This is a genomic window from Caulobacter sp. DWR1-3-2b1 (genome assembly GCF_049895765.1).
In the GTDB taxonomy this organism is placed as follows: domain Bacteria; phylum Pseudomonadota; class Alphaproteobacteria; order Caulobacterales; family Caulobacteraceae; genus Caulobacter.
In genome coordinates this window covers 73,631-99,486 of sequence record NZ_JAFCSZ010000012.1, presented here as the reverse complement: position 1 = coordinate 99,486, position 25,856 = coordinate 73,631, and the positions used below count along the sequence as shown (strand labels likewise).

Here is a 25,856-nt window from a genome sequence, read left to right as displayed (position 1 = left end):
GGCTGCGTCAGAATGCCCGCCCTTGCTGACCATTTGTCGCGGGCCTGCGGCGCGAAGCACTCTCTACCCTCGTCTGCGCTGATGTGAGGAAGCGCTATGACGAAGATCACCGACGAAGCCGTCGAATTGCTGATCCACGCGGTCAAGGACGCGCTGGAACAGGGCCTCGCCTCCGAGTCGGATCTCGAGGAGTGGCTGCTTGCGGCGATCACGCTGGAAGAAATGGCTCTCGAAGACGAGCGCGACGCCCGGCAGGCCCGCACCATGGCGGCTTGGATGCACTCGGCGGCGACGCTGCACTAAGGCGAGCATGGCGGCTGAGTACGGGAACAGGCCGCGCTCCATCCCCGTTCTTTTCAGAACAAACCCCAGCCAGATCAGCGGCTTGCAAAATTCTTGATCGCCCCAATCCTCGGCGCTGAAACCGCCCGCATAATCGATCTCACCTGACAGCACGGGAAGGGCGTCCGGCCGGCGACCAGCGACGGCTGTCAGGGGTGATCGAGCGGGGTTTGCCGGAGTCGCGAGAGCGGGACCGGCGGACTTAATCAGAGGACAGGGGACGTAAACCTGTCCATCGGGGATCTGCCAGGGTGCCCGCCCGTCCGAAGGTTCGTTCCGGGTCCCCGGGAAGACCGTGGCTGCAGCTCAAGGGCTGGGTCCGGTTTCGAAGGGGGCAAGCCCGGATGGGGGCAAAAGGTTGAACGAGACCTGCGCGCCCCGGCCTGAGGGATAACGATCACGCGGAGCGTCTGCCTTCGTCGAAACGGTAATTCTACACCCTCACATCCGGGCGAGGCCCGGGCGCTCCGCGACCCTTCCCACCAACTCGGCGGTTTCCCGCGTGAGGTTGCGAAACTGCGCGTACACGCCCCAATTTCCCCTCTGGCGCTGAGACTTCCGTTACGTCTACAGTCCCCTCAACAATTAGAACAAATGTTTGAAGGGAGAGAGCCAGCATGGCTGACGCGATCGCGTCCAGCGGGACCAAACCGCTGTATTCCAACGGCTACAGGGCCACGGTGCTGGGGCTGCTGCTCGCAACCTACACCTTCAATTTCATCGATCGCACGATCATCGCCACCATCGGTCAGGCCATCAAGGTCGACCTGAAACTGACCGACACCCAGCTGGGCCTGCTGGGCGGGCTCTACTTCGCCCTCCTCTACACCCTGCTGGGCATTCCCATCGCGAGGCTGGCCGAGCGCTGGAACCGGGTGACGATCATCTCGGTGTCGCTGGTGATCTGGTCGGGCTTCACCGCCCTGTGCGGCAGCGCCGCCAACTTTGCCCAGCTGGCCGCCTATCGCTTCGGGGTCGGCATCGGCGAGGCGGGCTGCTCACCGCCCAGCCATTCGCTGATCAGCGACTATTACGCGCCCAAGCAGCGGGCCACGGCCCTGTCGATCTATTCGTTCGGCATCCCGCTGGGCACCATGTTCGGCGCGGTGGCCGGCGGCTGGCTAGCCCAGGAATTCAGCTGGCGCGTCGCCTTCGTGATCGTCGGCCTGCCCGGCATCATACTGGCGGTGATCGTCAAGATGGTGGTCAAGGAGCCGCCGCGCGGCCACTCCGAGATGAAGGAGCTGCCCCTCGAGGCCGAGGACGTTGTCGTTGAGCCCCCCAAGCCGGCCTTCTCGATGGGCAACGAATTCAGCGAGATGTGGGCTGTGACCAAGGTGCTGTTTGGCAAATGGCCCGTGCTGCACATGGTGCTGGGCGTGACCATCGCCTCGTTCGGCTCGTACGGCTCCGGCGCCTTCGTGCCCTCCTATTTCGTTCGCGAGTTCGGCCTGGGCTTGGCCCAGGTGGGCCTGATCACCGGCCTGATCGGCGGCTTCTCGGCCGGCATCGGCACCCTGGTCGGCGGCTTCCTCAGCGATTGGGCCGGTAAGAAGAGCGCCAAATGGTACGCCTGGACGCCAGCCATCGGCCTCATCGTCTGCACGCCGATCTATATCCTGGCCTATCTGCAGACCAGCTGGCAGGCCACGGCCATGATCCTGCTAGTGCCGGGCATCTTCCACTACGTCTATCTGGCCCCGACCTTCGGCGTCGTGCAGAACTCGGTCGATCCGCGCCGCCGGGCCACCGCTACGGCCATCCTGTTCTTCTTCCTGAACCTGATCGCTCTAGGCGGCGGACCCGTCTTCACTGGCTGGCTGATCGACCACCTGGCCCAGTACAACTTCAACACGCCTAACCCGGGCGGCCTGATCGCCTCGCTGTTCGGCTCGTTTGGCCTGCCGGAAACCGCGACCAACTTCGCGGCCGCCTGCCCCGGCGGCGTCGCGCCCAAGGGCTCGCCGATCGAACTGGCCGACCAGTGCCGCACCACCCTGGCCCTGGCCAGCCGCCAGGGGATCATCGTCTCGCTGTGCTTCTACGCCTGGGCTGGACTGCACTACGCCCTGGCGGGCATCGGCATGGTCAAGCACATGCAGGAACGGGCGGTGGCTCAGGCTTAGGGCATCCCCAAGCGCCACCTCTTCTCCGCTCTCCCCGGCGAAAGCCGGGGTCCAGATCGAACCCGGGGAGGTGGCGTCTACGGCCTTGATCGAGGGCGCGTCATCACCAGACGCTCAGGCCAGATCTGGGCCCCGGCCTTCGCCGGGGAGAGCGGGTTTTTGGAAAGTTCAGGTGGTGAAAACCCGCCCCTCGCGGACAACCACCGGCCAGGGCGACAACCTAGCCCCCTTGCAAGGACCACCGACGCAGGTCCCTTCCTCTACTGTGAACATCGCCCCATGCCAGGAACAGGCGATCAGCCCTCCATCCGGCGTCAGATACTGGTCTAACACTTGAGCCAATGGCAGGCCGGCATGCGGGCAGCGGTCGACATAGCCAAACACCGCCTCGCCCCGCCGGACCACGAAGCCGTGGAAACGGTTAGTTCCGATCTGCAGCACATAGTTCCGCGCGGCGCCGTCGGCGATCAACTCCAAAGGCCCGAGGTTCACCCCCGCCGGCGTCGTCCAGACACGGCCAGCGAGGGTAATCTCATCGCTCAAACGCGCTCGACCGTCTGCTCGATGGCCCCGAAGATCGAGTGGCCCTTGGCGTCCTTCATCTCGATCCGCACGGTGTCGCCGCCCAGCAGGAATGGCGTCCTGGCCTTGCCATGCACCAAGGTCTCGACGGTGCGCAGCTCGGCCAGGCACGAATAGCCCAGGCCGCCCTCGGCCACCGGCTTGCCCGGTCCCTCGTCGGCGCCGCGATTGCTGACCGTGCCCGAGCCGATGACGGTGCCCGCCGACAGGGCGCGGGTCTTGGCGGCGTGGGCCACCAGGGTCCCGAAGTCGAAGGTCATGTCGACACCCGCGTCGGCCTTGCCGAAGTCATCGCCGTTCAGCGACACCAGCAGCGGGCCGTGCAGCTTGCCGTTCTTCCAGGCGTCACCCAGCAGGGCCGGCGTCACGGCGACAGGCGAGAAGGCGCTGGCCGGCTTGGACTGCACGAAGCCAAAACCCTTGCCCAGCTCGTCCGGGATCAGGTTGCGAAGCGACACGTCGTTGCAGAGCATCACCAGCTTGATCGCCGCCAAGGCCTCTTGCCGGGTCGCGCCCAGCGGCACGTCGCCGACGATCACCGCTACCTCGCCTTCAAGGTCGCAACCCCAGGCCGCGTCAGCCAGCGGGATGTCGTCGCGCGGCCCCAGGAACCCGTCGGACGCGCCCTGATACATCAACGGATCAGTCCAGAAGGTCTCGGGCATCTCGGCGCCGCGCGCCCGCCGCACCAGCTGGACGTGGTTCACATAGGCGCTGCCGTCCAACCACTGGAAAGCGCGAGGCAAGGGGCTGGCGGCGTCGTGCTCGTGGAAGCGCTCCTTGGGAACGCCGCCGTGCTCAAGGCTCTCGGCCAGGCCGCGCAGCAGCGCTTCGCATCGTCCCCAGTCATCCAGCGCCGCCTGGAGGGTAGGCGCGATGGTCGCTGCATCCGTGAACCAGGCCAGGTCGTTGGAGACCACCACCAGCCGGCCGTCGCGGCCGCCTTTGAGAGACGCGAGCTTCATGGGCGCTTCCTCTTTATCGTTATCGTTATCGTTAAGGCAGGCGAGCCTTGGGGAAGCCCGACCAGCAGGCGTCATAGTCGGCCTGAAGCGACGAATGCTCCAGAGCAAATCGCGTAGGGCGTATCACCCATCGGCTTTCAAACATGAAGGCCAGGGTATTCTCAATTTTTTGCGGCTTCAGATCGGCCGCCACCGCGCCCTGCCAGCTGGCCAGATCGGGTCCGTGATCGCTCATGGCGTTGTGCAGACTGGCGCCGCCGGGCGAGAAGCCGCCGGCCTTGGCGTCATAGGCCCCGTGCACCAGGCCCATGAACTCGCTCATCACGTTGCGATGGAACCAGGGCGGGCGAAACGTGTGCTCGGCGACCATCCAGCGCGGCGGGAAGATCACGAAGTCGCAATTGGCGGTGCCGGGGATCTCGCTGGGCGAGGTCAGCACCGTGAAGATCGAAGGATCGGGATGGTCGAAGCTGACCGTGTTGATCGTGTTGAACCGGGAGAGATCGTATTTGCAGGGCGCGAGGTTGCCGTGCCAGGCGACCACGTCGAGTGGGCTATGATCCCACTGGCTGGCCCACAGGCCGCCCTGAAACTTCTGGATCACCTGGGTCGGCGCCTCGATATCCTCGAACGCTGCGACGGGTGTTTCGAAATCGCGCGGATTGGCCAGACCGTTGGAGCCGATGGGACCCAGGTCCGGCAGCTTGAACGCCGCGCCATAGTTCTCGCAGACATAGCCGCGCGAGGGTCCCTCGACCTCGACCCGGAAGCGCACGCCGCGCGGGATCAGGGCGATCTCGCCCGGCCCGGCGGTCAGGACGCCCAGTTCGGTGACGATCGTCAGCACGCCCTGATGCGGCACGATCAGCAGCTCGCCGTCGGCGTTCTGGAACACCCGGTTCCGCATCGAGGCGTTGGCGAGATACAGGTGAACACCGATCCCGGCCTGGGTCGCCACGTCGCCGTTGCCGGCCAGGGTTCTCAGGCCATCGACGAAGTCGGTCGGCACATCCGGAACCGTGATGGGATCCCAACGCAGGCGGTTCGGCGTGACCGGACCTTCAAAGGGTCCGCTGGCTAGCGTCGGCTGGGTGTAGGGCTCATAGCGACCGTGGCCGGCGCTCGGCCTCAGGCGATAGAGCCAGCTGCGGCGGTTCTCATGGCGCGGCGCGGTGAAGGCCGTGCCCGACAGCTGCTCGGCATAGAGCCCGAACGGAACCTGCTGCGGCGAGTTCTGGCCGACCGGCAGGGCGCCAGGTACGGCCTCGGTGGCGAAGTGATTGCCGAAGCCGGATTGGTAGCGGAGGTCCATGGTTGGTCCCTGGCTCGTTTCTCTAAGCACCCATAACATTCTCATCGCGGACAAGCCCGGCGAAAGCCGGGCGTAGATCCGGGACCGCCGAAAGCGCCGCGCTCAGCGTCGGTCCCGGATCTTCGCGCTACGCCCCCGGCTCAAGGCCGGGGCGGGATGACAACCGTAATGGATCAAGGCTCGACCGTGATCACGCCGCGGCGGATCTGGTCCAGCTCGATGCTTTCGAACAGGGCCTGGAAGTTGCCGTTGCCGAAGCCCTCATTGCCCTTGCGCTGGATGATCTCGAAGAAGATCGGGCCAAACAGGTTTTCGGTGAAGATCTGCAGCAGCAGGCCTTCCTCGCCGACATTGCCGTCCAGCAGGATGCGGTTCTTGCGCAGACGCTCGGTGTCTTCGCCATGGCCGGGAACGCGCGTGTCGACCAGCTCGTAATAGGTCTCGATGGTGTCCTGCAGCTTCACGCCCCTGGCGCGCAGCTTCTCGACGGTCTCGTAGATATCCGGCGTGGTCAGGGCCAGGTGCTGGATGCCCTCGCCATTGTACTGGCGGATGAACTCCTCGATCTGGCTCTGGTCGTCCTGGCTCTCGTTGAGCGGGATGCGAATGGCCTTGTCGGGCGCGATCATCGCCTGGCTGAACAGGCCGGTCGCCTGACCCTTGATGTCGAAATACTTCTGCTCCTCGAAGCCGAAGACGTCGCGGTAGAAGGTTGACCATGTGCGCATCTGGCCGCGCTTGACGTTGTGGGTCAGGTGATCGAGCAGATCCAGGCCCACATTGTTCTTGGCCTCGGCAAGAGCCGCGCCCGGAACCTGGTCCCAGCTGTCATAGATCGTGCCCAGGTCGCCGTGTCGCTCGACCAGATACAGCATCGAGCCGCCGATGCCCTCCAGCACGCGAGCGCCGGCCCCCAGCACCGTCTTGCTGGCGTCGGCGGCGACCGCGCCGCGCTTCAGCGCTTCGGCATAGGCCGTCTCGACGTTCTCGACGCGGAAGGCCATGCCGTTGGCCGACGGGCCATGGGCGGCGCGGAACTCAGCGACGTGGCCGGTCGTCTCTTCATTGATCAGCAGGTTGATGCGCCCCTGCTTGTAGCGGGTCACGGCCTTGGTCGGATGCTTGCTGGCGGGGACGAAGCCCAGCGCCTCGAACAGCGCCTTCATGGCGGCCGGATCGGGGCTGGTGAATTCAACGAACTCGAAGCCATCAAGGCCGAGCGGATTTTGGGCGGTCATAGGCATGGACATGTCTCCCAAGGCTCAGCGTGCGAGCGCGGCCGGCAAGGCGGCAATCAAGCGGTCATTGTCGACCGGACGGCCGATGGTGATGCGGACCCAGCCGCCGGCCACGGGGGTCGGGCGGATGATAAGCCCTTCCTGCAGCAAACGCGCGGTCGTCGCTTCCGGGCCGGCCGGCGAGCGCAGGAACACGAAATTGGCCTCGCTCTTGGTGTGCTCGACGCCCATGGCGTCCAGCGCCGCTTCGACGCGACCGCGTTCGGCGATAGTCAGGGCGACTGTGCGCTCCAGATGCTCAAGGTCGGCCAGGGCGGCCAGGGCCGCGGCTTGGCTGATCGAGGTTACGTTGAAGGGCGGACGCAGGCGATCCAGATAGCCGACCAGCTCGGCTGACGAGGCGACGCCATAGCCCACCCGCATGCCGGCCAGGCCATAGGCCTTGGAGAAGGTGCGCGCCGACACCCAGGGCCCGCCCCAGGCTTCCAGCAGGGCGAAGATGTTGAAGGCCTCGTGATACTCGCGATAGGCCTCATCGATAAAGACCAGGGTCGAGCGCGGCGTGACGGCCAGGATCTCGCCAATATCGACGCCGCTCATCGCATTGCCGGTCGGATTGTTGGGCGTGCACAGGACCAGCAGCTTGGGTCCCTTGGACGCCTCGACCTTGAAGGCCTCGACGTCGAGATCAAAATTGGCCAGGCGTGGCACGTCGACGATGGTCGCCTCGGCGCATTTCGCGAAGATCTCGTAGGCCGGGAATGTAGGGGTCGACAGCAGGATCGTCTCGCCCGGCGCGATCACGGCACGGAACAGGTAGTCGATCAGCGCCTCGGAGCCCGGCGAGACCACGATCCGGGCCGGGTCGACTGACAGACTGGAGCCCAGGGCGTCGCGCAGGGTCTCGCAATAGGGGTCGGGATAGATCTCGGACGAGGCTAGGGCGGCCTGGACGGCGGCGACCACCGTCGGGCTTGGGCCCAACAGGTTCTCGTTGCTGGCCAGCTTGGAGAGGTCCGTGCGACCCGCGCGGCGGCCGGCCTCGGCCAGGGTCATGCCGGCCTTGTAGGCCTGGACGGTTTCAAGGGCCGCGCGGATGGGCGACGGGACGGCCGAAGCCAAGGGCTTCTGGTCGACAACCAGCATGGAAACCGCTCCTCGAATGAACAGCGGTGAAAATAGCGGGAAGCCGAAGTCAGAACCTGTCGATCACGACCAGAAGGACCCATATCTTTGCCATATAGTGCCAATCAGATGACGAAACCTGCTTGTATCTGTTTGGCGTCGCTAGTCCAGATAGTCGAGCGGCAAGGCGGTCGAGTCCTTGATGGTGTCGAGCACGAAGCTGGAGCGGATGTCCTTCACCGCCGGCATCTTCAGCAGGCGTTTCATGGTGAAGTCGGCATAGGCGTCGAGATTGGGCACGACCACCTTCAGCAGATAGTCGTAGCCGCCGGTCATGACGTAGCAGCCCACTACCTCAGGCTCACGCAAGACGGCCTCGCGGAAAGCCTCGGCGGCGGTCTCGGTATGGCGGTCGACCTGGACTTCCACATAGGCCAGCACGTCCAGCCTGGCCTTGCGCCGGTCCAGGAGCGCGACATAGCCGGCGATCAGGCCAGTGGCCTCCAGTTGCTTGACCCGACGCAGGCAGGGACTGGGCGAAAGCCCTACCCGCTCGGCCAGGTCGACGTTCGAGATCTTGCCGTCCTCCTGGAGGATCTGGAGGATCTTGCGATCGGCGCGGGTGAGCTTCATGTGACCGGGTTCGGCAGGGGGCTGGCAGGAAATGCCAAGTCTATAGCAAGTCCTCCGCCTAGCGGGGGAGGAGATCGCAAAGCGATCGGAGGGGAGGTAGCTGCAACGTCATTGCCGACTAACCCCACCGGCCTTCGAGGGGGGGACCCAAGCAGCAAAACGCCCGGAGCTTTCACCCCGGGCGCTTCAGAATTCAAACCCTGATCGAACCGATCAGTTGGCCAGGCGACGCAGGAAGGACGGAATTTCAAGGTCCTCGCCTTCGTCGATCTGTTGGGCTTCCATCGGTTGGTGGGCCGGACGGACGCCGGACGTTGAGCGAGCTTGCGGCTGCTGTTGCGGCGCGGGCGGCTGGTAATCGCGTTGGCGACCGCCACCAAACAGGCTCATCCAACCGCCGGACTTCTGCGGCTGACGGTCGGCATAGTGCTGCTCAGTATAGAGCGGCGCATCCTCGGCTTCCTCGACCATCGGATCGACGATCCGGGTGACGGTGCGGGGAGCCGGGGTGGTGATCCGAGGCTCGGGGGTGGCCCCGGACACGACGGGTTCTTCGAAATAGAGATCGGCTTGCGGCGCCTGGGCGACGACTTCCGACTGGGGCTCACAGGCGGACTCGGGCGCGTAGGAGGTCGGCTGGGCGGCCGGACGGTCGAACGGGCGGGCTTCGTAGCGCGAGGTCGGACGACCCGGCTCGGGCTGCGGGGCCGGACGCGTGGTGTCGACGATCAGCGGCGCTGTCGTGGTGTTGCGCGTGACGGGCTTGGGCTCGATCTGGGCGATCGAGGAGCCGTCCATGCCGGTGGCGACCACCGAGACGCGGATGACGCCTTCCAGCGACGGATCGAAAGCCGCGCCGAAGATGATGTTGGCTTCCGGATCGACCTGATCCGAGATCGCGTTGGCGGCTTCGTCAACCTCAAGAAGGGTCATGTCCATGCCGCCGGTCACGTTGACCAGTACAGCCTTGGCGCCCTTCAGCGAGACTTCGTCCAGCAGCGGGTTGGCGATGGCGTTCTGGGCAGCCATCAGGGCGCGGTCTTCGCCGGTGCCCTCGCCGGTGCCCATCATTGCCTTGCCCATCTCGGTCATGACCGTGCGGACGTCGGCGAAGTCGAGGTTGATCAGGCCCGGCAGAACCATCAGGTCGGTGATCGAGCGAACGCCGGAGTGCAGGACCTGGTCGGCCATGCCGAAGGCTTCGGCGAAGGTCGTGCGCTCGTTGGCGACACGGAACAGGTTCTGGTTCGGAATGACGATCAGGGTGTCGACATAACGTTGCAGCTCGCCGATGCCAGCGTCGGCCAGACGCATGCGGTGACGACCTTCGAAGTGGAAGGGCTTGGTCACGACGCCAACGGTCAGGATGCCACGCTCGCGAGCGCACTTGGCGATGATCGGGGCCGCGCCGGTGCCGGTGCCGCCGCCCATGCCTGCGGTGATGAAGACCATGTGAGCGCCATCGAGATGCTCGCCGATCTCCGGGAAGCTCTCTTCGGCCGCGCTCATGCCCACTTCGGGGTGCGCGCCGGCGCCCAGGCCCTGCGTGACTTGCACGCCGAGCTGGATACGACGGTCGGTCTTGGCGAACTGGAGTTGTTGCGCGTCGGTATTGGCGACCACGAACTCAACACCTTCGAGGCCCGCCTCGATCATGTTGTTGACGGCGTTACCGCCAGCGCCGCCGACGCCGAACACGACGATACGCGGCTTCAGTTCAGTGGTGCGCGGCGCAGAAAGTGAAATAGCCATGGAACCCTCGCGACCTTACGCCGAAATCGTCAAACAAGACCCCGGCGGTTCAACCGTCGGGAACGCCTCGACGATCGGGTTAACAAAACAACCACCATCGTTAATCGGCGGTTAACTGCATAATATGAGTCGGGGACAGGTCGAGCGCTGCCAGAGCACAATTCGTGCTCCATCAACAGAATCTCTTGGGAGTCCAAGGGTTCCGCGCTGGTGTTGATAGTTGATGCGACCGAACGCCGCTGTCGTCTATTTCGAGAACAGACGAGAGCTTGACCACGCTCTCAAGCGTGGCCTTTGGCGACAACCGTTAAAGATTGTCGCGAAGCCAGGCGGCGGCCTTGGCCATGGGGCTGGCGTTCGGATCCATCGGACGCTTGCGCAGGGCGGCGGTCGCCAGAGCCTTGGGCGAAACCACCTCGCGCGGACCGAAGGCCGAGCGATGCAGCACGCCGGCGGCGGCGCAGAACGCCGGACCGGAGGCGGCGTCGGCCAGATGCGGCACCCGACGCGGACGGCCCAGGCGGACCGGGCGATCAAACACCCGCACCGCGACTTCACGAACGCCGGCAAGCTGGCTGGCGCCGCCGGTCAGGACGATGCCGGCGCCCGGCTCGACCGGCGCGCCTGAGGCCTTCAGGCGCTCGCGCAGCAGTTCCAGGGTCTCTTCGACGCGCGGCTGGATTATGCCCTTCAGCAAGCTGCGGGGCGCGATCACTGGACCAGCGCCCGGATCGTCGCCGCGCGGCGGGGCCTCGATCATCTCGCGGTCTTCATTGGCCGAGGCTATGGCCGAGCCGTGGAGGGTCTTGATGCGCTCGGCGCCGGCGACCGAGGTCTGCAGGCCGCGCGCGATGTCCTGGGTTACGTGGCCGCCACCGACGGCAAGGCTGTCGACGTGGCAGAGAGCGCCGTTGTTGAACACCGCCACCGAGGTCGAGCCACCGCCCATGTCGATGCAGACGGCGCCGAGGTCCATCTCGTCCTCTTCCAGGGCCGCCAGGGCCGAGGCGAAGGGCGCAGCGACCACGCCCTCGAAGGACAGGTGGGCGCGTTCGACGCAGTGGGCCAGGGTGTGGAAAACGTTCTCGTTGATCGAGACGACCAGCAGCTCCAGGCCCAGAGCCCGGCCGAACATGGCGCGCGGATCGCGGATGCCGCGCTGACCGTCGACCGACCAGGCGATGGGCAGCAGGTGGATCGGCTTGCGGCCGGGGATCTTGACCTGGGCCAAAGCCGAGGCGATGGCGCGCGACAGGTCGCCGTCAGCGATCGGTCGCGCGCCCAGCGAAACCTGGGTGTGGACGCGATTGCTGGCCAGCTGGCCACCTGCCGTGCAGACCGACACGCCCTGGACGTTGACGCCCGCGACCGTCTCGGCGCGCTCGACCGCCTGGGCGATGGCCTGGGCGGCCTCGTCCAGATTGACGATCGCCCCGCCACGCACGCCGCGTGACTGCACATAGCCGACGCCGGCCGTGGTCAGGGTGCGGTTGTCGCGATGAATGCCGTCGGCCTTCATGATGAAGCAGGTGACCTTGGACGCGCCCAGATCGACAGCCGCGACCGCAGGCTGACGAACGAGCGTCGCCTTCAAGCCGTCACGGGCCTGTTTCCGATCTTCCAGTCGCGACATCGCTATCGTCACCTCAACACCATCACGCTACGCACCGCCTGCCACGGTCTGCCCAGGCAGAGCCGCGTCGCGGGGTCTCACAGCCACCATCTCGGGATCGCGCAGGTCGATACGCGCAAACCCCAGATCGAGGATTCTTTGTCTCTGGTCCAACTGATCCAGCTGGATCAGTGCAGATTCTTCGTCGATCGCCGGTAGCTGGATCAGCGAGCCGTCCTTCAGACGCAGATCCCAGCGGCGATCGTCGACGCGCACCAGCGCTTCGAGACGGTCGCGCAGGCGAGGCCGGGCAGCCACGGCCGGCAGAATGGAACCGGCGGCCTGATCGGCCCCCTGCCCCACCACCAGCGGCAGTTGCGGGAAGCGGGAGGCGTCGGCCTCGGTGATCACTCGACCCTCGCCGTCGATGACCCGCATCCGACCGCCGCTCTGCCAGACGGCGAGCGCGGGGCGTTCCTTAACGGCGATGACCACGGTGTCGGGCAGCAGGCGCACGACCTTGGCTTCCTTGACCCAGCCCACCGTCTCCACGCGCTGGCGGATGTCGGCGAGACGCAGGCCCAGGGTGGGCTGGTCGAGATAGAGGCCCGAAGCGCGCATGATGTCGGCCTGGGCCGGCCCGGAGGCGCCCTGGATGTGCACGGTCTTGAGCTTGAAACCGGCCGTCGCGAACTCGCTGTCCACGCCCTGGCGCGCAGCCGTGACGAGGCGCTCGGCCCGATGGCCGGTCGCGAGCATCACCACAAGCCCAAGGCCAAGAGCCGCCCCTGCGACACCGAGCGCGAACGCGGGTGAAAGACCCACGCCCTTGGCGGCATGCAGCTTTGCGGCCGGCTGAGCCCCTTTGGGAGCAGCCGAACGAGCCTTATTCGGACTTGCGGGCACTTCGGCCCGAGGGCGCCTAGGCTTAGGCGATCCCCCCCGCACTACAGCGGGCATAAGCGTCCTCCACGATCCAGAGCACTAGTTGATCAAACGAAATCCCGACGTGGTCGGCTTGCTCGGGGACGAGCGAAGTCGGTGTCATGCCGGGCTGCGTATTGACCTCTAGAAGGACCAGAAGGTCGTTAATGTCGTCATAACGGAAGTCAGATCGGGTTACACCTTGGCAACCAAGAGCTGTGTGGCCAAGCTCCGCCATCCGCATGGCCCGATCCCTTACGGCGTCAGGGATTGGGGCTGGCAGGACGTGGATGGAACCGCCTTCAGAGTACTTGGCGTCATAGTCATAGAAACCTGTGGACGAGCGAATATCGGTTACCGCCAGAGCCCTGGGACCATTTGACTCACCCATCACGGCGACGGCCAGCTCAAGGCCGCGGATATAGGGCTCGACCATGACCTCTTCGCCGTAAGTCCAGGAGGGTGAAGACAATTCTTCCGGCGGGCGGTTGGCGCCTTCGAAAACCAGGAATACACCAACCGAAGATCCCTCGGCATTGGGCTTCACCACGTAGGGTGGCTGCATCACATGGTCACGTGCGACGTCGTGGCGGCTGAAAAGCCCGCCGCCGGGCACGATTACGCCAGAAGCCGCCAGCACGGCCTTGGCCTTGGCCTTGTCCATCGCCAGGGCCGAGGCCAGGACGCCCGAGTGGGTGTAGCCGATCTTCAGGGTTTCCAGCACGCCCTGGACGCAGCCGTCTTCGCCCCATTCGCCATGCAAGGCGTTAAAGACCAGGTCCGGCGCGACCTTGGTCAGCATCTGGGCGATATCCCTGACCGGATCGATGCGGGTGACCTTCGCGCCCAGCCGCTCCAGCGCGTCGGCGCACTCCCGCCCCGAGACCAGGCTGACCTCGCGCTCGGAAGACGGGCCGCCGAGCAGGACGGCGATGTGGCGACCGGAGAGAGGGAGGGTCATGGTGGGGCTCGACGAAGCGCGGATGGTGAGCGCCACTCCTAGTGAGCGACGGCGGTCCTGCCAACTGCCGAGACGCCCCCTCCGTAACGTCGCCTATCGGCGCCGCGCCACCTCCCCCGCAAGCGGGGCAGGTGGAGAGCGGCTGAACCTCCTGCCCCGTGAAACGGGGGAGGTGGCGCGCTGCGAATACGCAGCGTGGCGGAGGGGGCGTCCAGCGCTGGCCGTTAGTGACTTGCCGCCGCCGCAGCCGGCTTCAGCGCCCGGAAGTCGATGTCGCTGTCGGCTACCAGATAGAGGAAGCTCGCCCAGGCCGCGACGTTCTGCGCCAGTTCGTCCGGGCGCACCTTGTTCAGCGTATCATCGGCCGTGTGATGGTAGTCGAAGTAGCGGCTGGCGTCCTGGTTCAGGTTGATCACCGGCACGCCGGCCTCCTCGATGCCGCCGATATCGGCGCCGCCATGGGCGGCTGGCGCTCGGTTCAGATAGATCTTCAGAGGCATGAGGACGCGCGTCGCGGTCTTGATCACCGGATGATCCAGCGAACCGGCCGGAACCTGCAGGCTGTAGATGCGGTCGGCGCCGGTGTCGCTCTCGCCGGCCAGGACGATCTTGGACAGTCCATCCTTGTTGGCGGCCAGATAGGCGTCGGACGAGCCGCCGCTTTCCTCAGAGCCCCACATCACGACGCGGATGGTGCGCTTGGGATGCTTGGGCAGGTCGCCGATCAGCTTGGCGGCGGCCGTGGTGATGGCGACGCCCGTGGCGTCGTCCAGCGCGCCGGTGCCGACGTCCCAGCTGTCCAGATGGCCGCCGATGACGATCACTTCGTCAGGCTTTTCCGAGCCCCTGATGTCGCCCGAGATGTTCCAGGCCACGTCCTTGGGATCGAAGCTGGATTGCAGTTTCAGCTTGATGCGCAGCGGACCCTTGGCGGCCAGGCGTTGCAGTTGCTCGGCTTCCGGCACACCGATAGCGGCGGCAGGGATGGTGACGACGCCATCGCCATTGGCGGTGCTGCCCGTGTGGGGCACCGAGGAGTCCGAGGTCGAGATCGAGCGGATCAGCATGGCTACAGCGCCGCGCTTGGCGGCCTCCACCGGTCCGGCCCGGCGCGAAATGCCAGCGATACCGTAGCCGGCGCCGTCCTGCGCCATGACCATGGGCTGGGTGATCACGACGATCTTGCCCTTCAGCGCGCCTTCCGGCGCGGCGATCATCTCGGCGTAGGTCTTGAACAGCGCCACCTCGGCCTCGACGCCCTCGGGCGGGGTCGAGATCGTGCGGCCCAGACCCAAGACGTTGAGGTTCATGGCATAGGGCGCCATCAGCCAACCGCTCTCCTCGCCGCGCGTCCAGGACGGCTTGGCGAATTCGTCGACCTTGATGTTGGTGAAGCCCAGCGCCTTGAACTTGGCCACGCCCCAGTCCTTGGCCTTCTCCATGGCCGGCGAGCCGACGACGCGCGGGCCGATATTGGTGGTCAGGTCCTCGGTGATATCCCAGGCGAGGTGGTCGCGCAGGGCCTTGTCGCGTAGGCCCTCGGCCACCGCGGCGTCCTGAGCGAAAGCGGAACCGGCCATCAGGGCGGAAACGGCGGCGGCGGTCAGCAGGGTGCGGAACATGCGCGAGGATTCTCCGGAATTTGAGACAATCTCATAGCACCGGCGCTCGCCCGAAACAGGCAACAACCGGATGAACTATCGGTAACCTTCGGTCTGCCCGGCTTTGAGCCGCTCAGCTCAAGGCTGTCATCCCGGACAAGCGCGCAGCGCCCTATCCCGGCCGTCCGATGCGTTTTATTTCCCAATCCAGCTGGATTCCGGTCTGGGCCAGAACATCGGCGCGCACCGCATCGCCCAGCCCTTCCAGATCGGCCGCCGTGGCCTCGCCGGTGTTGATCAGGAAGTTGGAGTGCAGCGGGCTGAACATCGCCCCGCCAAACGGTTTTCCGCGCCAGCCGGCCTCGTCGACCAGCTTCCACGAGGAGTGGCCTGGCGGGTTCTTGAACGTCGAGCCGCCGGTCTTTTCGCGGATCGGCTGGGTGGTCTCGCGGCGCGAGGTGATCTGCGCCATGCGGTCGCGCACATCGGCTGGATCATCAGGCGTTCCCCGGAACATCGCCTGCACCCAGAACATGCTGTTGGCCGGCACCACCGTGTGGCGATAGGTGAAGCCGAAGTCTTCGTTGTTCCAGACCTTGATCTCGCCGCTCCGGTCATAGCCCCAGGCGCTGACCAGGATGTCCTTGGTCTCCCGGCCGTAGCAGCCAGCATTCATGGTCAGGGCGCCGCCCACCGTGCCGGGAATGCCGACGAAGAATTCCAGCCCGGTCAGGCCCGCCCTGGCCGCAGCCCGGGCGACCGAAGCGTCCAGCGCCGCCGGCCCGGCGATGATCAGGTTCTCCTCGGCGTCGACCGTAACCTCGCCAAAGGCTCGCCCGGCGCAGCGAATGACGACGCCTTCGACTCCCCCGTCGCGAATGATCACATTGGAGCCCACGCCCAGCGCCTGGACCGGGACCTCGAGCGGCAGAGCCTTGAGGAAGTCGCGCAGATCGTCGGCGTCAACCGGCAGGAACAGCACCTCAGCTGGACCGCCGACCCGGAACCAGGTGAACGGCCCTAAAGGCTCGTCGAACAGCAGCTTGCCGCGAACGGCGGGGAGGTTCGCCTTCCAGCTCACTTGCCCCTCGCTCACTGGGCCAGCGCTTCCAACTGACCCGGCAGGGCGTAGGCCCAGGTGGTGATGTCCCCGGCCCCCAGCAGCACAACGAGGTCGCCGCTGGTCGCCTCGGCGGCGACCAGGGCCGGCAGGGCTGCGGGGCCTTCCAGCGCCAAGGCCCGGCGGTGGCCGAACTTCTTGAGACCCTCGACCAGGGCGTCGCGGTCGATGCCCTCGATGGGGCTCTCGCCGGCCGTGTAGACGTCGGCGACGATCACGGTGTCGGCGTCGTTGAAGCACGAGCTGAACTCGGTCATCAGGTCGCGCAAACGGGTGAAGCGGTGCGGCTGGACCACGGCGATCACCTTGCCGTTCGGGGTCACGGCGCGGGCGGCCTTCAGCACAGCGGCAATCTCGACCGGGTGGTGGCCATAGTCGTCGACGACGCGAACGCCATGGGCCACGCCTGTGGTGGTGAAGCGCCGCTTGACCCCGCCGAAGCTGGCCAGACCGGCGCGGATGGCGTCGCCGTCGACGCCGAGCTCGCGGGCCACGGCCACGGCGGCGGTGGCGTTGAGCACATTGTGGTGCCCGGCCATCGGCATCTTCAGGCCGTCATAGCGCACCGGCTCTCCGACCAGTGGCGAGACGATGATGTCGAACACCGAGCCGTCGGGACCCATGGTGATGTTGGAGACCCGCACCTCGGCCTGGGGATTGACGCCATAGGTCACCAGCCGCCGGTTCTCGATCCGCGCGGTCAGGGCCTGGACTTCCGGATGGTCGGTGCAGACCGCCGCGAAACCGTAGAACGGGATGTTCTCGATGAAGTCCTGGAAGCCCTTCTTGACCGCGTCGAACGTGCCCCAGTGGTCAAGATGTTCGGCGTCGATATTGGTGACGATGGCCACGGTGGACTTCAGCTTCAGGAAGCTGCCGTCGCTCTCGTCAGCCTCGACGACGATCCAGTCGCCCTCGCCGACCTTGGCGTTGGTGCCATAGGCGTTGATGATCCCGCCATTGACGACGGTCGGGTCAAGAGCCCCGGCGTCGAGCAGAGCCGCGACCATCGAGGTCGTCGTGGTCTTGCCGTGGGTGCCGCCCACGGCGACTGAGAACTGAAGCCGCATCAGCTCGGCCAGCATCTCGGCGCGGCGCACCAGGGGCAGGCGCTTGTCGCGGCCGGCGGCCATCTCGACATTGTCGGCCTTGATGGCGGTCGAATAGACGATGGCCGAGGCGCCTTCCACATTGGCCGCGTCCTGGCCGATGAAGATCCGCGCGCCCAGCTTTTCCAGCCGCTCGGTATTGGCCGAGGCCTTGGCGTCGCTGCCCTGGACGGTGTAGCCGATGCGCAGCATGATCTCGGCGATGCCGGACATGCCGATGCCGCCGATGCCGATGAAGTGCACGGGGCCAAGTTCGAAGGGTACGGGGCGTCGACGCTGGATCATGAAAAGCCGATTAGACCATTTGCGCCGCTCGCGAAACGCCCTGTTGGCCGCGATGTTGTGGACGAGCCCCGCCCTGGCTCAGGCCCCCGCCCCGGCCCCACTTGAACTGCGGCTGGCCGACGTCGCCCGCTTCGCCGTCTTCGTGGACATGGGCAGCATCCAGTGGACAGGCCGCACCGCAAACTTGCGCCTGCTGCAGGCCGCCGAGAGCGGCTTCACGGCCGGCGCCGAGGCCTTCTGGGGCGGCTGGCGGCACGAGGTCATCGACTGCGACGCCCGCACCATCAGCCATGCCGGCTTTGGCAGTATCCGCGCCGGCGGCCAGGAAGGCCCGGTCACCGGCCGCCAGAACCCCGCCGCCCAGATCCCGCCCGGCAGCGCCGACGACGCGGCGGCCCGGGTGGTCTGCGACGGCTGGAAGCCCTTCGCCGGAGTTCCCGTCGCGACCAGCGTCGAGCAGGCGGTGAGCCTGGCCAGGCCGCTGATCGAGACGGGCGCTGAGCCTTGATTCAATATGGGTCTATTTGAAGAGATCGAGAGGTTCGCCCACGTCACCCGTCTCGTTCTGGTATAGGTTAAGCTCCAACGCTTGGGCCGTCTGCAACAGCAACGATCCGCACAGCGTCATCAGGCGATGGACGAGCTGAACAGGCCCCTCGCCCGAAGCGGTCACCGCGTACTCTTCGTCGTTCAGCACGAACCTGGCGCGTCCAGTTCGGCGGACAAGAACGTCGCCTTCGCCCAAGTCTACGTCCATGTCTGGACCAAATTCAAATACCATGACGACCTCAAGCTCTTCGCCTTGATCGTCGAGATAGTGAACAATGTGTTCGTCGAAAATATTATAGCCGACCATCTATCGCCTCCCTGTATAGAGTATGCTCGTTACAGCTGAAACCCCACCCTCAAGACGACATTGGTTTTGTCTCTCCATGAGCGATGTCTCGCAGATTTTCCAGATTGTAGCTTTAGCTTTTTTGGTACGACCATACATGGCGGCGAACGTCTGACACTGTATGTAGTCGTTCTTCTTGAGCTCCTCGCATTCTTCCTCGATCCGGGCCTTTTCCGCCGGATCAAGGAACCTGCGGCGATAGCGCGGAGCGCTCGTATGATCGTCCCCATCCTCCGCTGTGATCGACAACCGCAGTTTTGGCGATGGCAGCTTCAGGAACGGCGTTTTCTCCCGTCCTGTCGTCCGCTCGTCGAAATCGCCGAGCGCTCGAGCCAAGGCGACGCCCCCGGTCAATGCAGGAAGTCCCGCTGCCTGGATGATCGGCGCGGCCTCGGGATGGCTGGCCAGAAAACCGACCATGCGCGCCAAGGGCCGCGCCTTGGGCCTTGGGCCCGCCTTCAGCGGCCGACGCACCTTGCCGGCTCCGCTACCGCCCCGACCGGTATCGACCCACTGCCCTCCGTTTGAACTACCGACAGGCGCGCGCGGCTGGTTAGGATCGAACTTCGTTTCCAGATCCCGGATCGCCTGCCGCAGCACCTCGGCCGCTGCGTCGCTCCTGAATTTTCCGAGTGCGCTTTCAAAATCGTCTGAGGTCATCGTCCTCTCCGCATGGGTGCGTCGCCTTCAAGGGGCGCGCACGGGTTCGCATCACCGCCGATTTCACCGGCGGGTTGGGGAGGCGGCGGAGCGTCCGGGCCAGGCCCGGATGGATTTGTAGTGGAGTACCGTTTCGGCCGTGGCCGGAGCGCTCCGCGCGATCGTTTTCCCTCTGGCCGGGGTGCGCAGGCCTGTTCAGCCTTTTGCCCCACCCGGGCTTGTCCCCTTCGAGACCGGACCCAGCCCTGAAGCTGCAAGCCACGGTCCTCCCGGGAGCCCGGAGCGAACCTTCGGACGGGCGGGGGCTTTGGCTTTCCCCCGATGGACAGGTTTACGTCCCCTGTCCTCACTTTAAGCCGGCCGGTACGGACATTCGTCCGACCGGTGGCCCCGCACAACCGCCCTCACCGCCCGTCAGGTCGCCAGCTGGACGCCCTCCCCTTGCGATGAAGCGAGGAGAACTATGCGGGCGTTTTGCAGGGGGCTGCGTCGATTTTGGATCGTGACGCTGGGTGGCGGGGTTAGGGCGTTGAATTTGTTTGGTTGGAGGACCGGCTATACCCGTGGGAGAGCGGGGATTGGCGCGCCTCTCGCCACGGCGGAGAGCGTTTGCGAGCCGCACCTGAGACACTAACCTGGCCCTCCGCACACGAGGGAGGGCGAGCCGTCCTAATCGGGCCAGCGCGACCGACCGCAAACACCCGTGGCAAGAACAGAAAGGTCACATCAAAAGCGTCTGTAAAAACCTCGCGCGAGCGGTATGGTGCTGCGCATGGACAGAACGAAGCGCTGACATGCAAAGAGGCGTTGACGTGCTCAGTGTTGACGGTCGCCATTTGCGACTGGTGACGGATAGCCCGATCCCTTCGGTGATCAGTGACCCGCGGTTGCCCGACAATCCCATCATTGCCTGCAACGCCGCCTTTTGTGCGCTGACGGGTTATCCGCCCGAAGAAGTCGTCGGGCGAAATTGTCGCTTCCTGTCGGGGCCGGGCACGGAGCCCTGGCTGACCGAGGAAATCCGGCGCGGCGTGCGCGAACATCGCCCGGTGCTCGTTGAAATCCTGAACTACAAGCGCAACGGCCAGCCATTCCGCAATGCTGTTCTGGTGGCGCCGATCTATGACGAAGAAGACGCTCTTCTGTACTTCCTGGGGTCACAAGTCGAAATCGACGCCGACGCGTCTGCCCCTTCAAGCATGCGGCGAATTCGAGCCGCAGAAATGGTCAAGGCCCTATCCCCAAGGCAGGGCCAGGTCCTGAAACTGGTCGCCGCTGGCTTGTTGAACAAGCAAATAGCCGGCCAGCTCGGCTTGGCGGAAAAGACAGTCAAGATGCATCGCAGCATTCTGATGGATCGCCTGGGCCTTCACACAACAGCCGATCTGATCCGCCTCGCTGTTGAAGCGGGACTCTGAGACCTCAGAGCAAGCCTGTCGATAAGCGTGCTCTCCAGAACGATGGATCTCAATACGGCACAAGGTCCGTATCGCCGAAAATCTGAGGCAGGCCTAATCCGCTAAAGTCGCCAAAGCAGCATGGCTGAGCGCCACAAGTTCTCGGCGTTCGGTGGGCTAGAATTCCTACCGGCTATGACGCAGTGACGACACTTCGGGGGGCCCGGAGAGTGTCTCTCAATGATTGTGCGAACTCCGAAAACCCATTCTCGGCGCGCTCGCGCCGCGTGAAACTGCGACGGAGACTTAGATGGATACCGTTACACCCTTCCAGTATGAGCTGATCTACAACGCTTTCTCATTCACCTTTGCAGCCATGGCGGCTGCCACGTTGTTCCTGTGGCTGAGCCGTTCGCAGGTCGCCCCGGCCTATCGCACCGCCCTGACGATCTCGGGCATCGTCACGGGCATCGCGGCCTATCACTACTTCCGGATCTTCGAGAGCTGGCACCAGGCCTACATGTTCAAGGACGGTGTGGTGACGATGACCGGCGTGGCCTTCAATGACGCCTACCGCTATGTCGACTGGCTTTTGACCGTGCCGCTGCTGCTGATCGAGTTGATCTTGGTGATGCGTCTGTCACGCGCGGAAACCACCGCCAAGACCATCACGCTCGGATCCTCCGCAGCCTTGATGATCGTGCTGGGATATCCCGGCGAGATCGCCACGGACCTCGGGTCTCGCGCTCTCTGGGGCGGCCTGTCGATGATCCCCTTCATCTACATCGTCTGGCAGCTGTTCGTCGGGCTTGGCGAGTCGATCAAGCAACAGCCCGTCGCCGCCCAGGGTCTGGTGCGCACCGCGCGCCTGGTGACCTTCGCCTCCTGGGGCTTCTATCCGGTGGTGTTTGCAGCCCCGTTCTTCGGGCTGACCGGCGGATCGGTGGAGACGACGATTCAGGTCGGCTACACCATCGCCGACCTGATCGCCAAGGTCGGCCTTGGGATCCTGATTTTCCTGATCGCGGTCAGGAAGTCGGAGTCCGAGACGGCCGACGGGAAAGCCTACGCCGGCTGATCCGGTGACAGGGTTTAGTCTCGTTCAATCAGCACCCGGTTGTCACGCGCCTTCGGGCCGGGGCAACCGGGTGCGCCCTGCGTTCTGGCCTGTCGCGGCCGGGCTGCTGCTGGCCGTCGCGCTGGGCGCGCCGCTTGGGCATTCCATGGTGGCCACGCTGGCGACGGTGCTGTTCATGGTCGGCGGCCTGCCGCACGGGGCCTATGACATAGCGCTGCTGCGCAAGGCCATCGCGCCGGGACGGCGAGCCTTGGTGCTGGTCGTCGGCGGCTATGTCGCGGTGGCTTTGGCGATGGCGGCGCTGTGGCTGACATTGCCGCTTATCGCCCTGATTGTCTTCCTGTTGATCGCCGCCGTGCATTTTGGCGAGGACTGGCGGATGGTCGATGAGCCGCTCCTGCGTATCGCGGCCGGCGCCGCGGTGATCGCCGTCCCGGCCGTCAGTCATCCGGCCGAGGTGACGGCGCTGTTTGTGGCGATGAGTGATCCGCGCTCGGCCCTGCTGGTCAAGATCATCGGCGCCGCCGCTCCGGTGACCCTTCTGGTGACCGGAGTTGGCCTCGCCCAGGCCTGGCGTGGGGGCGCCCGGACTTGGGCAACGGCCATGGCGCTGTGCTTGATCGTGCTGTTTGTCGCCCCGCCGGTTGTCGGCTTTGCGTTGTTCTTTGTCTTCCTTCACGCGCCGCTGCACCTTGACCGAGCACGGACAGTGCTGAGCGACATGCCGCGATCACGCTGGCTGGCGACGGGGGCTCTATTATCAGGCGCGACGATCATCGGGTGGCTGGCGCTGAGGCTACTGGCGCCCGCGCGGATCGACGAGACGCTGGCCTCGCAGGCCTTCCAGCTACTGGCGGCCGTCGCCGTGCCGCATCTGGTCCTGTCGCACTGGCTGGAGCAGCGACAGGACCTTGGCGGCCAGATACGAGGCGCTGTTTAGCGGAACTGGGTGAAGATCGTCACGGCCCAGGCCGCGAAAATGGCGATGCAGGCGATGATCATGACTAGCGAAGGGCTGACGTCGAAGGTCGCCTTGGCCTGTTCCCGCAGCCGCCCCAACAGCTCTGGCCAAGTGTAGCTGACAAAGTCGCCCTGGCTCATCATGCTGATGATCACGCCCTGGTCATCAACGACCGGAAGGTGGCGAAATCTCTCGTTCGACATGATGCGCAGCCAGTCGAGAAGATCGTCCTCGGCCTTGGCCATCTTCAGGTCGGTCGTCATGATCTGGGACAGTGTCGTCTCGTCCGGGTTCAGCCGCTTGTTGAGAAGTCGGCGCATGAAATCGCGCTCCGTGACGATCCCGAGGGGCTTGCGGTCAGCACTCACGACGACCGCCGCGCCGTAGTTCCTTTCGCTCATCACCGAAACAGCTTCAGCCACGAGTACGTCGGGACCAAAGGCCAGTACGGAGGCCTTGCTCTTGAACTCAGGCCTGTCCTTGATCTTCACGGAAAGCTCCTAACTGGCGGCACGGGCGCCGAATGATCGGGGGGCCTGCATGCATGGGTACGATCGGGTTCACCCGACGCCTCCAACAGTTCCAAGAACCTGGAGGCCGCATAGTCTAAGCGCGGAAAAGGCGGAGCACTAGCTGCCCCAAGGTCTGTATATCGCGCGGCATGAATCTATGGGCGCGACCTGCGCCAGGGCGCATTTGGGCCAGCAGGCCGCGCCAATTTCAGGGAGCCGGGATTGTGAATCCGAAGGCCGAGCGCGTTGACTCCAGCGAGGGCTCCATCCCGATCGGGGAATAATCCTGCCTGCGGGCTCATGCCGCGCAGGGTCAGGCCACAGGCTTAAGGCCTACCCCGCCGTACGCTCCACCAGATCAGCCAGCTCCTCGGCCGCGTCCGGCTTGGCCACGCTCCGCGCGCCATCCGACATCCGCGCCAACCGCTCCGGGTTCTTCAGCAGAGCGTTGAGCGCCCCGGCCATGGCGTCCACCGTCAGTTCGTCCTCGAAGCACACGGCCGCGCCGCCGGCCTCTTCCAGCAGGCGGGCGTTGAAGCGCTGGTGGTCGTCGGCGGCGATCTTCAGGGGGACCAGGATCGAGGGGCGGCCGGCGACGGCCAGTTCGGTGCAGGTCGAGGCGCCCGAGCGGCCGATCACCAGGTGCGACTGGCGCAGATAACCGGCCATGTCGCGGAAGAACGGCGCGACCTCGCACTCGACCATGGCGTTGCGATAGACCTTGCGGGCGTGTTCCAGGCTCTCGGCGCGGGCCTGCTGGAAGACCTTCAGGCGGCCGCGCATCTCTTCGGGCAGCTTGGCGATGGCCTCGGGGATCAGTTCCGACAGCAGGCGCGCGCCCTGGCTGCCGCCGGTGACCAGGATGCGCAACTGCACCTCGGGCGGCAGATAGGGCACGTCGAACAGGGCGCGCACGGGCGGTCGCACGGGGTTGCCGACGACGTGGGCGCGGGCCTTCACAGCGGGCGGGGCCTTCTCCAGGATCGGGAAGGCGCAGGCCACTTCGTTGACGCGGGAGGCCAGGAAGCGGTTGACGCGGCCCAGCACCGCGTTCTGCTCGTGGATCACCGTGGGGCGGCCTTGCGTCAGGGCGCCCAGCAGGGCGGGCAGAGCGGGATAGCCGCCAAAGCCCACCACCACGGCCGGGTCCAGGCGCTTGAAAGCGGCCCGGGCTTGCAGCATGCCTTGGGCGACGACGAAGCCGGCCTTGATCATGCCGATCGGGTCGCCGGCCTTGGCGGTGGCGGCCGAGAGGGCCAGGCGCTCTTCGGCGGGGAACTTGTCGGCGTACATCGCGCCGCGATCGTCGGTGGCCAGCACCACGCGCCAGCCTCGGGCGGCGAGCGCTTCGGCCAAAGCCTGGGCGGGGAACATGTGGCCGCCGGTTCCTCCGGCGGCGACGACTGCGAGCTTGCTCATCTTACTGGAACGCGCCGCCCTGCATGAACTCGCTGGAGGGTCCGTAGGCGCCGGGGCGCTTGCGCAGCAGGGCCAGGGCCAGGCCGATTGTCAGTCCCATGGCGAGCATCGAAGATCCCCCGTAGCTGATGAACGGAAGCGTCATGCCCTTGGTCGGGATCATGTTCAAGTTCACCGCGATATTGATCATGGCCTGCTGGCCCACCAGCACGAACAAACCGGCGGCGGCGACCTGCTCGAAGGTGTCGTTCAGCTTCATGGCCTTCATCATGCCGCGCACCACCACGAAGGCGAACAGGCTGATCAGGGCCAGGGAGAACACCAGGCCATATTCCTCGGCCGCGACCGAATAGATGAAGTCGGTGTGCAGGTCGGGGACGTGGCGCTTCATGACGCCCTCGCCCGGCCCGCGTCCGAACAGGCCGCCGGCGTGGATGGCCTCGGCGGCGCGGGTGATCTGGTGGGTGTCGGCCTGGTCGGGGCTGAGGAACTTCTGCACCCGGGCATGGACGTGGTCGAACAGGAAATAGGTCGACATCAGCCCGCCCACGGCCACGGCGCCCAGGCCCATGATCCATGAGATCGGCACACCCGCCATCCAGAACGCCGCCCCGAAGGCGACGGTGATCAGCACGGTCTGGCCGACGTCGGGCTGGATCAGCAGCAGGCCCACGGCGATGGCGTAGAGCAGGAAGGCGATGGAGACGCCCGGCACCCCCTCGCCCTTCTGGCCCTCGGCGAACATCCACGAGACCAGCACGATCAGGGCGGGCTTCATGAACTCGGAGGGTTGCAGGGTGAAGCCGGCGAACTGCATCCAGCGGGTGGCGCCCTTGGCGTTGTGGCCGATGAACGGCAGGGCGATCATTACGGCGATGGCCGCCACATAGATGAAGAAGGCCGCGCGCCGCACGCCCTTGGGCGACAGCATCGAGGTTCCCAGCAGCAGCACCGCCGCGACCGAGGCGAACACGCACTGGCGCAGGGCGAAGTGGAACTGGTCTTCGATGCCGATCCGCTGGGCCGCCGCCGGGCTGGAGGCGAACGACAGCAGCATGCCCAGGGTGACCAGGATGGCGGTTGCGCCCAGCAGCCAGCGGTCGGTCGTCCACCACCAGATGCCGATCGCGGTGCGGTCGGTTCTGGCGAAGGCGTGAGTGGTCTGGGTGGACATGGGCGGAGAGTCGGCTCGCAGGGTTAATGGAACATTGCTGCCACGCTTGTCGGCGGGGGATATGCGGCGAAAG

General features: G+C 65.6%; 24 protein-coding genes. 6 read left to right on the top strand and 18 right to left on the bottom strand.

Features of this window, described 5'->3' with window-relative positions:
* Positions 1-96: 96 nt before the first annotated feature.
* Together ACP69S_RS12840 and ACP69S_RS12835 are read left to right on the top strand one after the other, a co-directional pair.
* Positions 97-303 (top strand): hypothetical protein, encoded by a 207-nt coding sequence (locus tag ACP69S_RS12840; RefSeq protein WP_425997776.1) that lies wholly within the window; start codon positions 97-99, stop codon positions 301-303.
* A 656-nt stretch (positions 304-959) separates the two neighbouring features.
* On the top strand, positions 960-2,468 hold the full coding sequence (locus ACP69S_RS12835; RefSeq protein WP_425997774.1) for a spinster family MFS transporter: 1,509 nt from the start codon (positions 960-962) through the stop codon (positions 2,466-2,468).
* A gap of 168 nt (positions 2,469-2,636) precedes the next feature.
* Here the strand turns inward: ACP69S_RS12835 and ACP69S_RS12830 are convergent, their stop codons facing one another.
* The 13 genes from ACP69S_RS12830 to murC form a co-directional block, all read right to left on the bottom strand.
* Positions 2,637-3,011: a Rieske (2Fe-2S) protein gene (locus tag ACP69S_RS12830; RefSeq protein ID WP_425997772.1), complete on the bottom strand. Its 375-nt coding sequence runs from the start codon at positions 3,009-3,011 to the stop codon at positions 2,637-2,639.
* Entirely contained in the window at positions 3,008-4,015 is a 1,008-nt protein-coding gene (locus tag ACP69S_RS12825) for a fumarylacetoacetate hydrolase family protein (RefSeq protein ID WP_425997771.1), read from the bottom strand. The genes ACP69S_RS12830 and ACP69S_RS12825 overlap by 4 nt, the downstream gene beginning before the upstream one ends.
* Before the next feature lie 31 nt (positions 4,016-4,046).
* Positions 4,047-5,327 carry a homogentisate 1,2-dioxygenase gene (hmgA, locus tag ACP69S_RS12820; protein WP_425997770.1) on the bottom strand — a complete coding sequence of 427 codons (1,281 nt, stop codon included), beginning with the start codon at positions 5,325-5,327 and terminating at the stop codon, positions 4,047-4,049.
* A gap of 173 nt (positions 5,328-5,500) precedes the next feature.
* Positions 5,501-6,571 carry a 4-hydroxyphenylpyruvate dioxygenase gene (hppD, locus tag ACP69S_RS12815; protein ID WP_425997768.1) on the bottom strand — a complete coding sequence of 357 codons (1,071 nt, stop codon included), beginning with the start codon at positions 6,569-6,571 and terminating at the stop codon, positions 5,501-5,503.
* An 18-nt stretch (positions 6,572-6,589) separates the two neighbouring features.
* The gene (gene hisC, locus ACP69S_RS12810; protein WP_425997766.1) at positions 6,590-7,711 is read right to left on the bottom strand and encodes a histidinol-phosphate transaminase; all 1,122 of its coding nucleotides are present in this window, start codon (positions 7,709-7,711) and stop codon (positions 6,590-6,592) included.
* 141 nt (positions 7,712-7,852) lie between these two features.
* Positions 7,853-8,323, bottom strand: coding sequence for an Lrp/AsnC family transcriptional regulator (locus ACP69S_RS12805; protein WP_425997764.1), 471 nt, complete (start codon positions 8,321-8,323; stop codon positions 7,853-7,855).
* 213 nt (positions 8,324-8,536) lie between these two features.
* On the bottom strand, positions 8,537-10,075 hold the full coding sequence (ftsZ, locus tag ACP69S_RS12800) for a cell division protein FtsZ (RefSeq protein ID WP_425997762.1): 1,539 nt from the start codon (positions 10,073-10,075) through the stop codon (positions 8,537-8,539).
* A gap of 307 nt (positions 10,076-10,382) precedes the next feature.
* Positions 10,383-11,708: a cell division protein FtsA gene (gene ftsA / locus ACP69S_RS12795; protein ID WP_419252011.1), complete on the bottom strand. Its 1,326-nt coding sequence runs from the start codon at positions 11,706-11,708 to the stop codon at positions 10,383-10,385.
* Between the two features lie 27 nt (positions 11,709-11,735).
* Positions 11,736-12,647, bottom strand: a complete 912-nt coding sequence (gene ftsQ / locus ACP69S_RS12790) for a cell division protein FtsQ (protein WP_425997760.1) — start codon at positions 12,645-12,647, stop codon at positions 11,736-11,738.
* The gene (locus ACP69S_RS12785; RefSeq protein ID WP_425997758.1) at positions 12,616-13,572 is read right to left on the bottom strand and encodes a D-alanine--D-alanine ligase; all 957 of its coding nucleotides are present in this window, start codon (positions 13,570-13,572) and stop codon (positions 12,616-12,618) included. Before ACP69S_RS12785 ends, ftsQ begins: the two co-directional genes overlap by 32 nt.
* 224 nt (positions 13,573-13,796) lie before the next feature.
* Positions 13,797-15,194, bottom strand: a complete 1,398-nt coding sequence (locus ACP69S_RS12780; RefSeq protein ID WP_425997756.1) for a M20/M25/M40 family metallo-hydrolase — start codon at positions 15,192-15,194, stop codon at positions 13,797-13,799.
* Between the two features lie 151 nt (positions 15,195-15,345).
* The gene (murB, locus tag ACP69S_RS12775) at positions 15,346-16,254 is read right to left on the bottom strand and encodes a UDP-N-acetylmuramate dehydrogenase (RefSeq protein WP_425997754.1); all 909 of its coding nucleotides are present in this window, start codon (positions 16,252-16,254) and stop codon (positions 15,346-15,348) included.
* A gap of 11 nt (positions 16,255-16,265) precedes the next feature.
* Entirely contained in the window at positions 16,266-17,687 is a 1,422-nt protein-coding gene (murC, locus tag ACP69S_RS12770) for a UDP-N-acetylmuramate--L-alanine ligase (protein ID WP_425997753.1), read from the bottom strand.
* Between murC and ACP69S_RS12765 the strand changes: the two genes are divergently transcribed.
* Positions 17,686-18,195 (top strand): hypothetical protein, encoded by a 510-nt coding sequence (locus tag ACP69S_RS12765; RefSeq protein WP_425997751.1) that lies wholly within the window; start codon positions 17,686-17,688, stop codon positions 18,193-18,195. The genes murC and ACP69S_RS12765 overlap by 2 nt on opposite strands.
* Before the next feature lie 12 nt (positions 18,196-18,207).
* Here the strand turns inward: ACP69S_RS12765 and ACP69S_RS12760 are convergent, their stop codons facing one another.
* Both ACP69S_RS12760 and ACP69S_RS12755 read right to left on the bottom strand, forming a co-directional pair.
* Positions 18,208-18,543, bottom strand: a complete 336-nt coding sequence (locus ACP69S_RS12760) for a hypothetical protein (RefSeq protein WP_425997749.1) — start codon at positions 18,541-18,543, stop codon at positions 18,208-18,210.
* Entirely contained in the window at positions 18,544-19,242 is a 699-nt protein-coding gene (locus tag ACP69S_RS12755) for a hypothetical protein (protein ID WP_425997747.1), read from the bottom strand.
* A 794-nt stretch (positions 19,243-20,036) separates the two neighbouring features.
* Here ACP69S_RS12755 and ACP69S_RS12750 point away from each other — a divergent pair.
* The 3 genes from ACP69S_RS12750 (at position 20,037) to ACP69S_RS12740 (ending at position 22,657) form a co-directional block, all read left to right on the top strand.
* Entirely contained in the window at positions 20,037-20,660 is a 624-nt protein-coding gene (locus tag ACP69S_RS12750; RefSeq protein WP_425997745.1) for a LuxR C-terminal-related transcriptional regulator, read from the top strand.
* Positions 20,661-20,949: 289 nt separating this feature from the next.
* Complete coding sequence (locus ACP69S_RS12745; RefSeq protein ID WP_425997744.1) at positions 20,950-21,717, top strand: bacteriorhodopsin-like; 768 nt, start codon at positions 20,950-20,952, stop codon at positions 21,715-21,717.
* Positions 21,718-21,787: 70 nt separating this feature from the next.
* Positions 21,788-22,657: a Brp/Blh family beta-carotene 15,15'-dioxygenase gene (locus tag ACP69S_RS12740; protein WP_425997742.1), complete on the top strand. Its 870-nt coding sequence runs from the start codon at positions 21,788-21,790 to the stop codon at positions 22,655-22,657.
* Here the strand turns inward: ACP69S_RS12740 and ACP69S_RS12735 are convergent.
* The 3 genes from ACP69S_RS12735 to ftsW form a co-directional block, all read right to left on the bottom strand.
* On the bottom strand, positions 22,654-23,169 hold the full coding sequence (locus ACP69S_RS12735; protein WP_425997740.1) for a CBS domain-containing protein: 516 nt from the start codon (positions 23,167-23,169) through the stop codon (positions 22,654-22,656). The genes ACP69S_RS12740 and ACP69S_RS12735 overlap by 4 nt on opposite strands.
* Before the next feature lie 354 nt (positions 23,170-23,523).
* A complete protein-coding gene (gene murG, locus ACP69S_RS12730) occupies positions 23,524-24,609 on the bottom strand; it encodes an undecaprenyldiphospho-muramoylpentapeptide beta-N-acetylglucosaminyltransferase (RefSeq protein WP_425997738.1) in 1,086 nt (361 codons plus the stop codon).
* 1 nt (position 24,610) lies between these two features.
* Positions 24,611-25,783 (bottom strand): putative lipid II flippase FtsW, encoded by a 1,173-nt coding sequence (ftsW, locus tag ACP69S_RS12725; protein WP_425997736.1) that lies wholly within the window; start codon positions 25,781-25,783, stop codon positions 24,611-24,613.
* Positions 25,784-25,856: the final 73 nt, after the last annotated feature.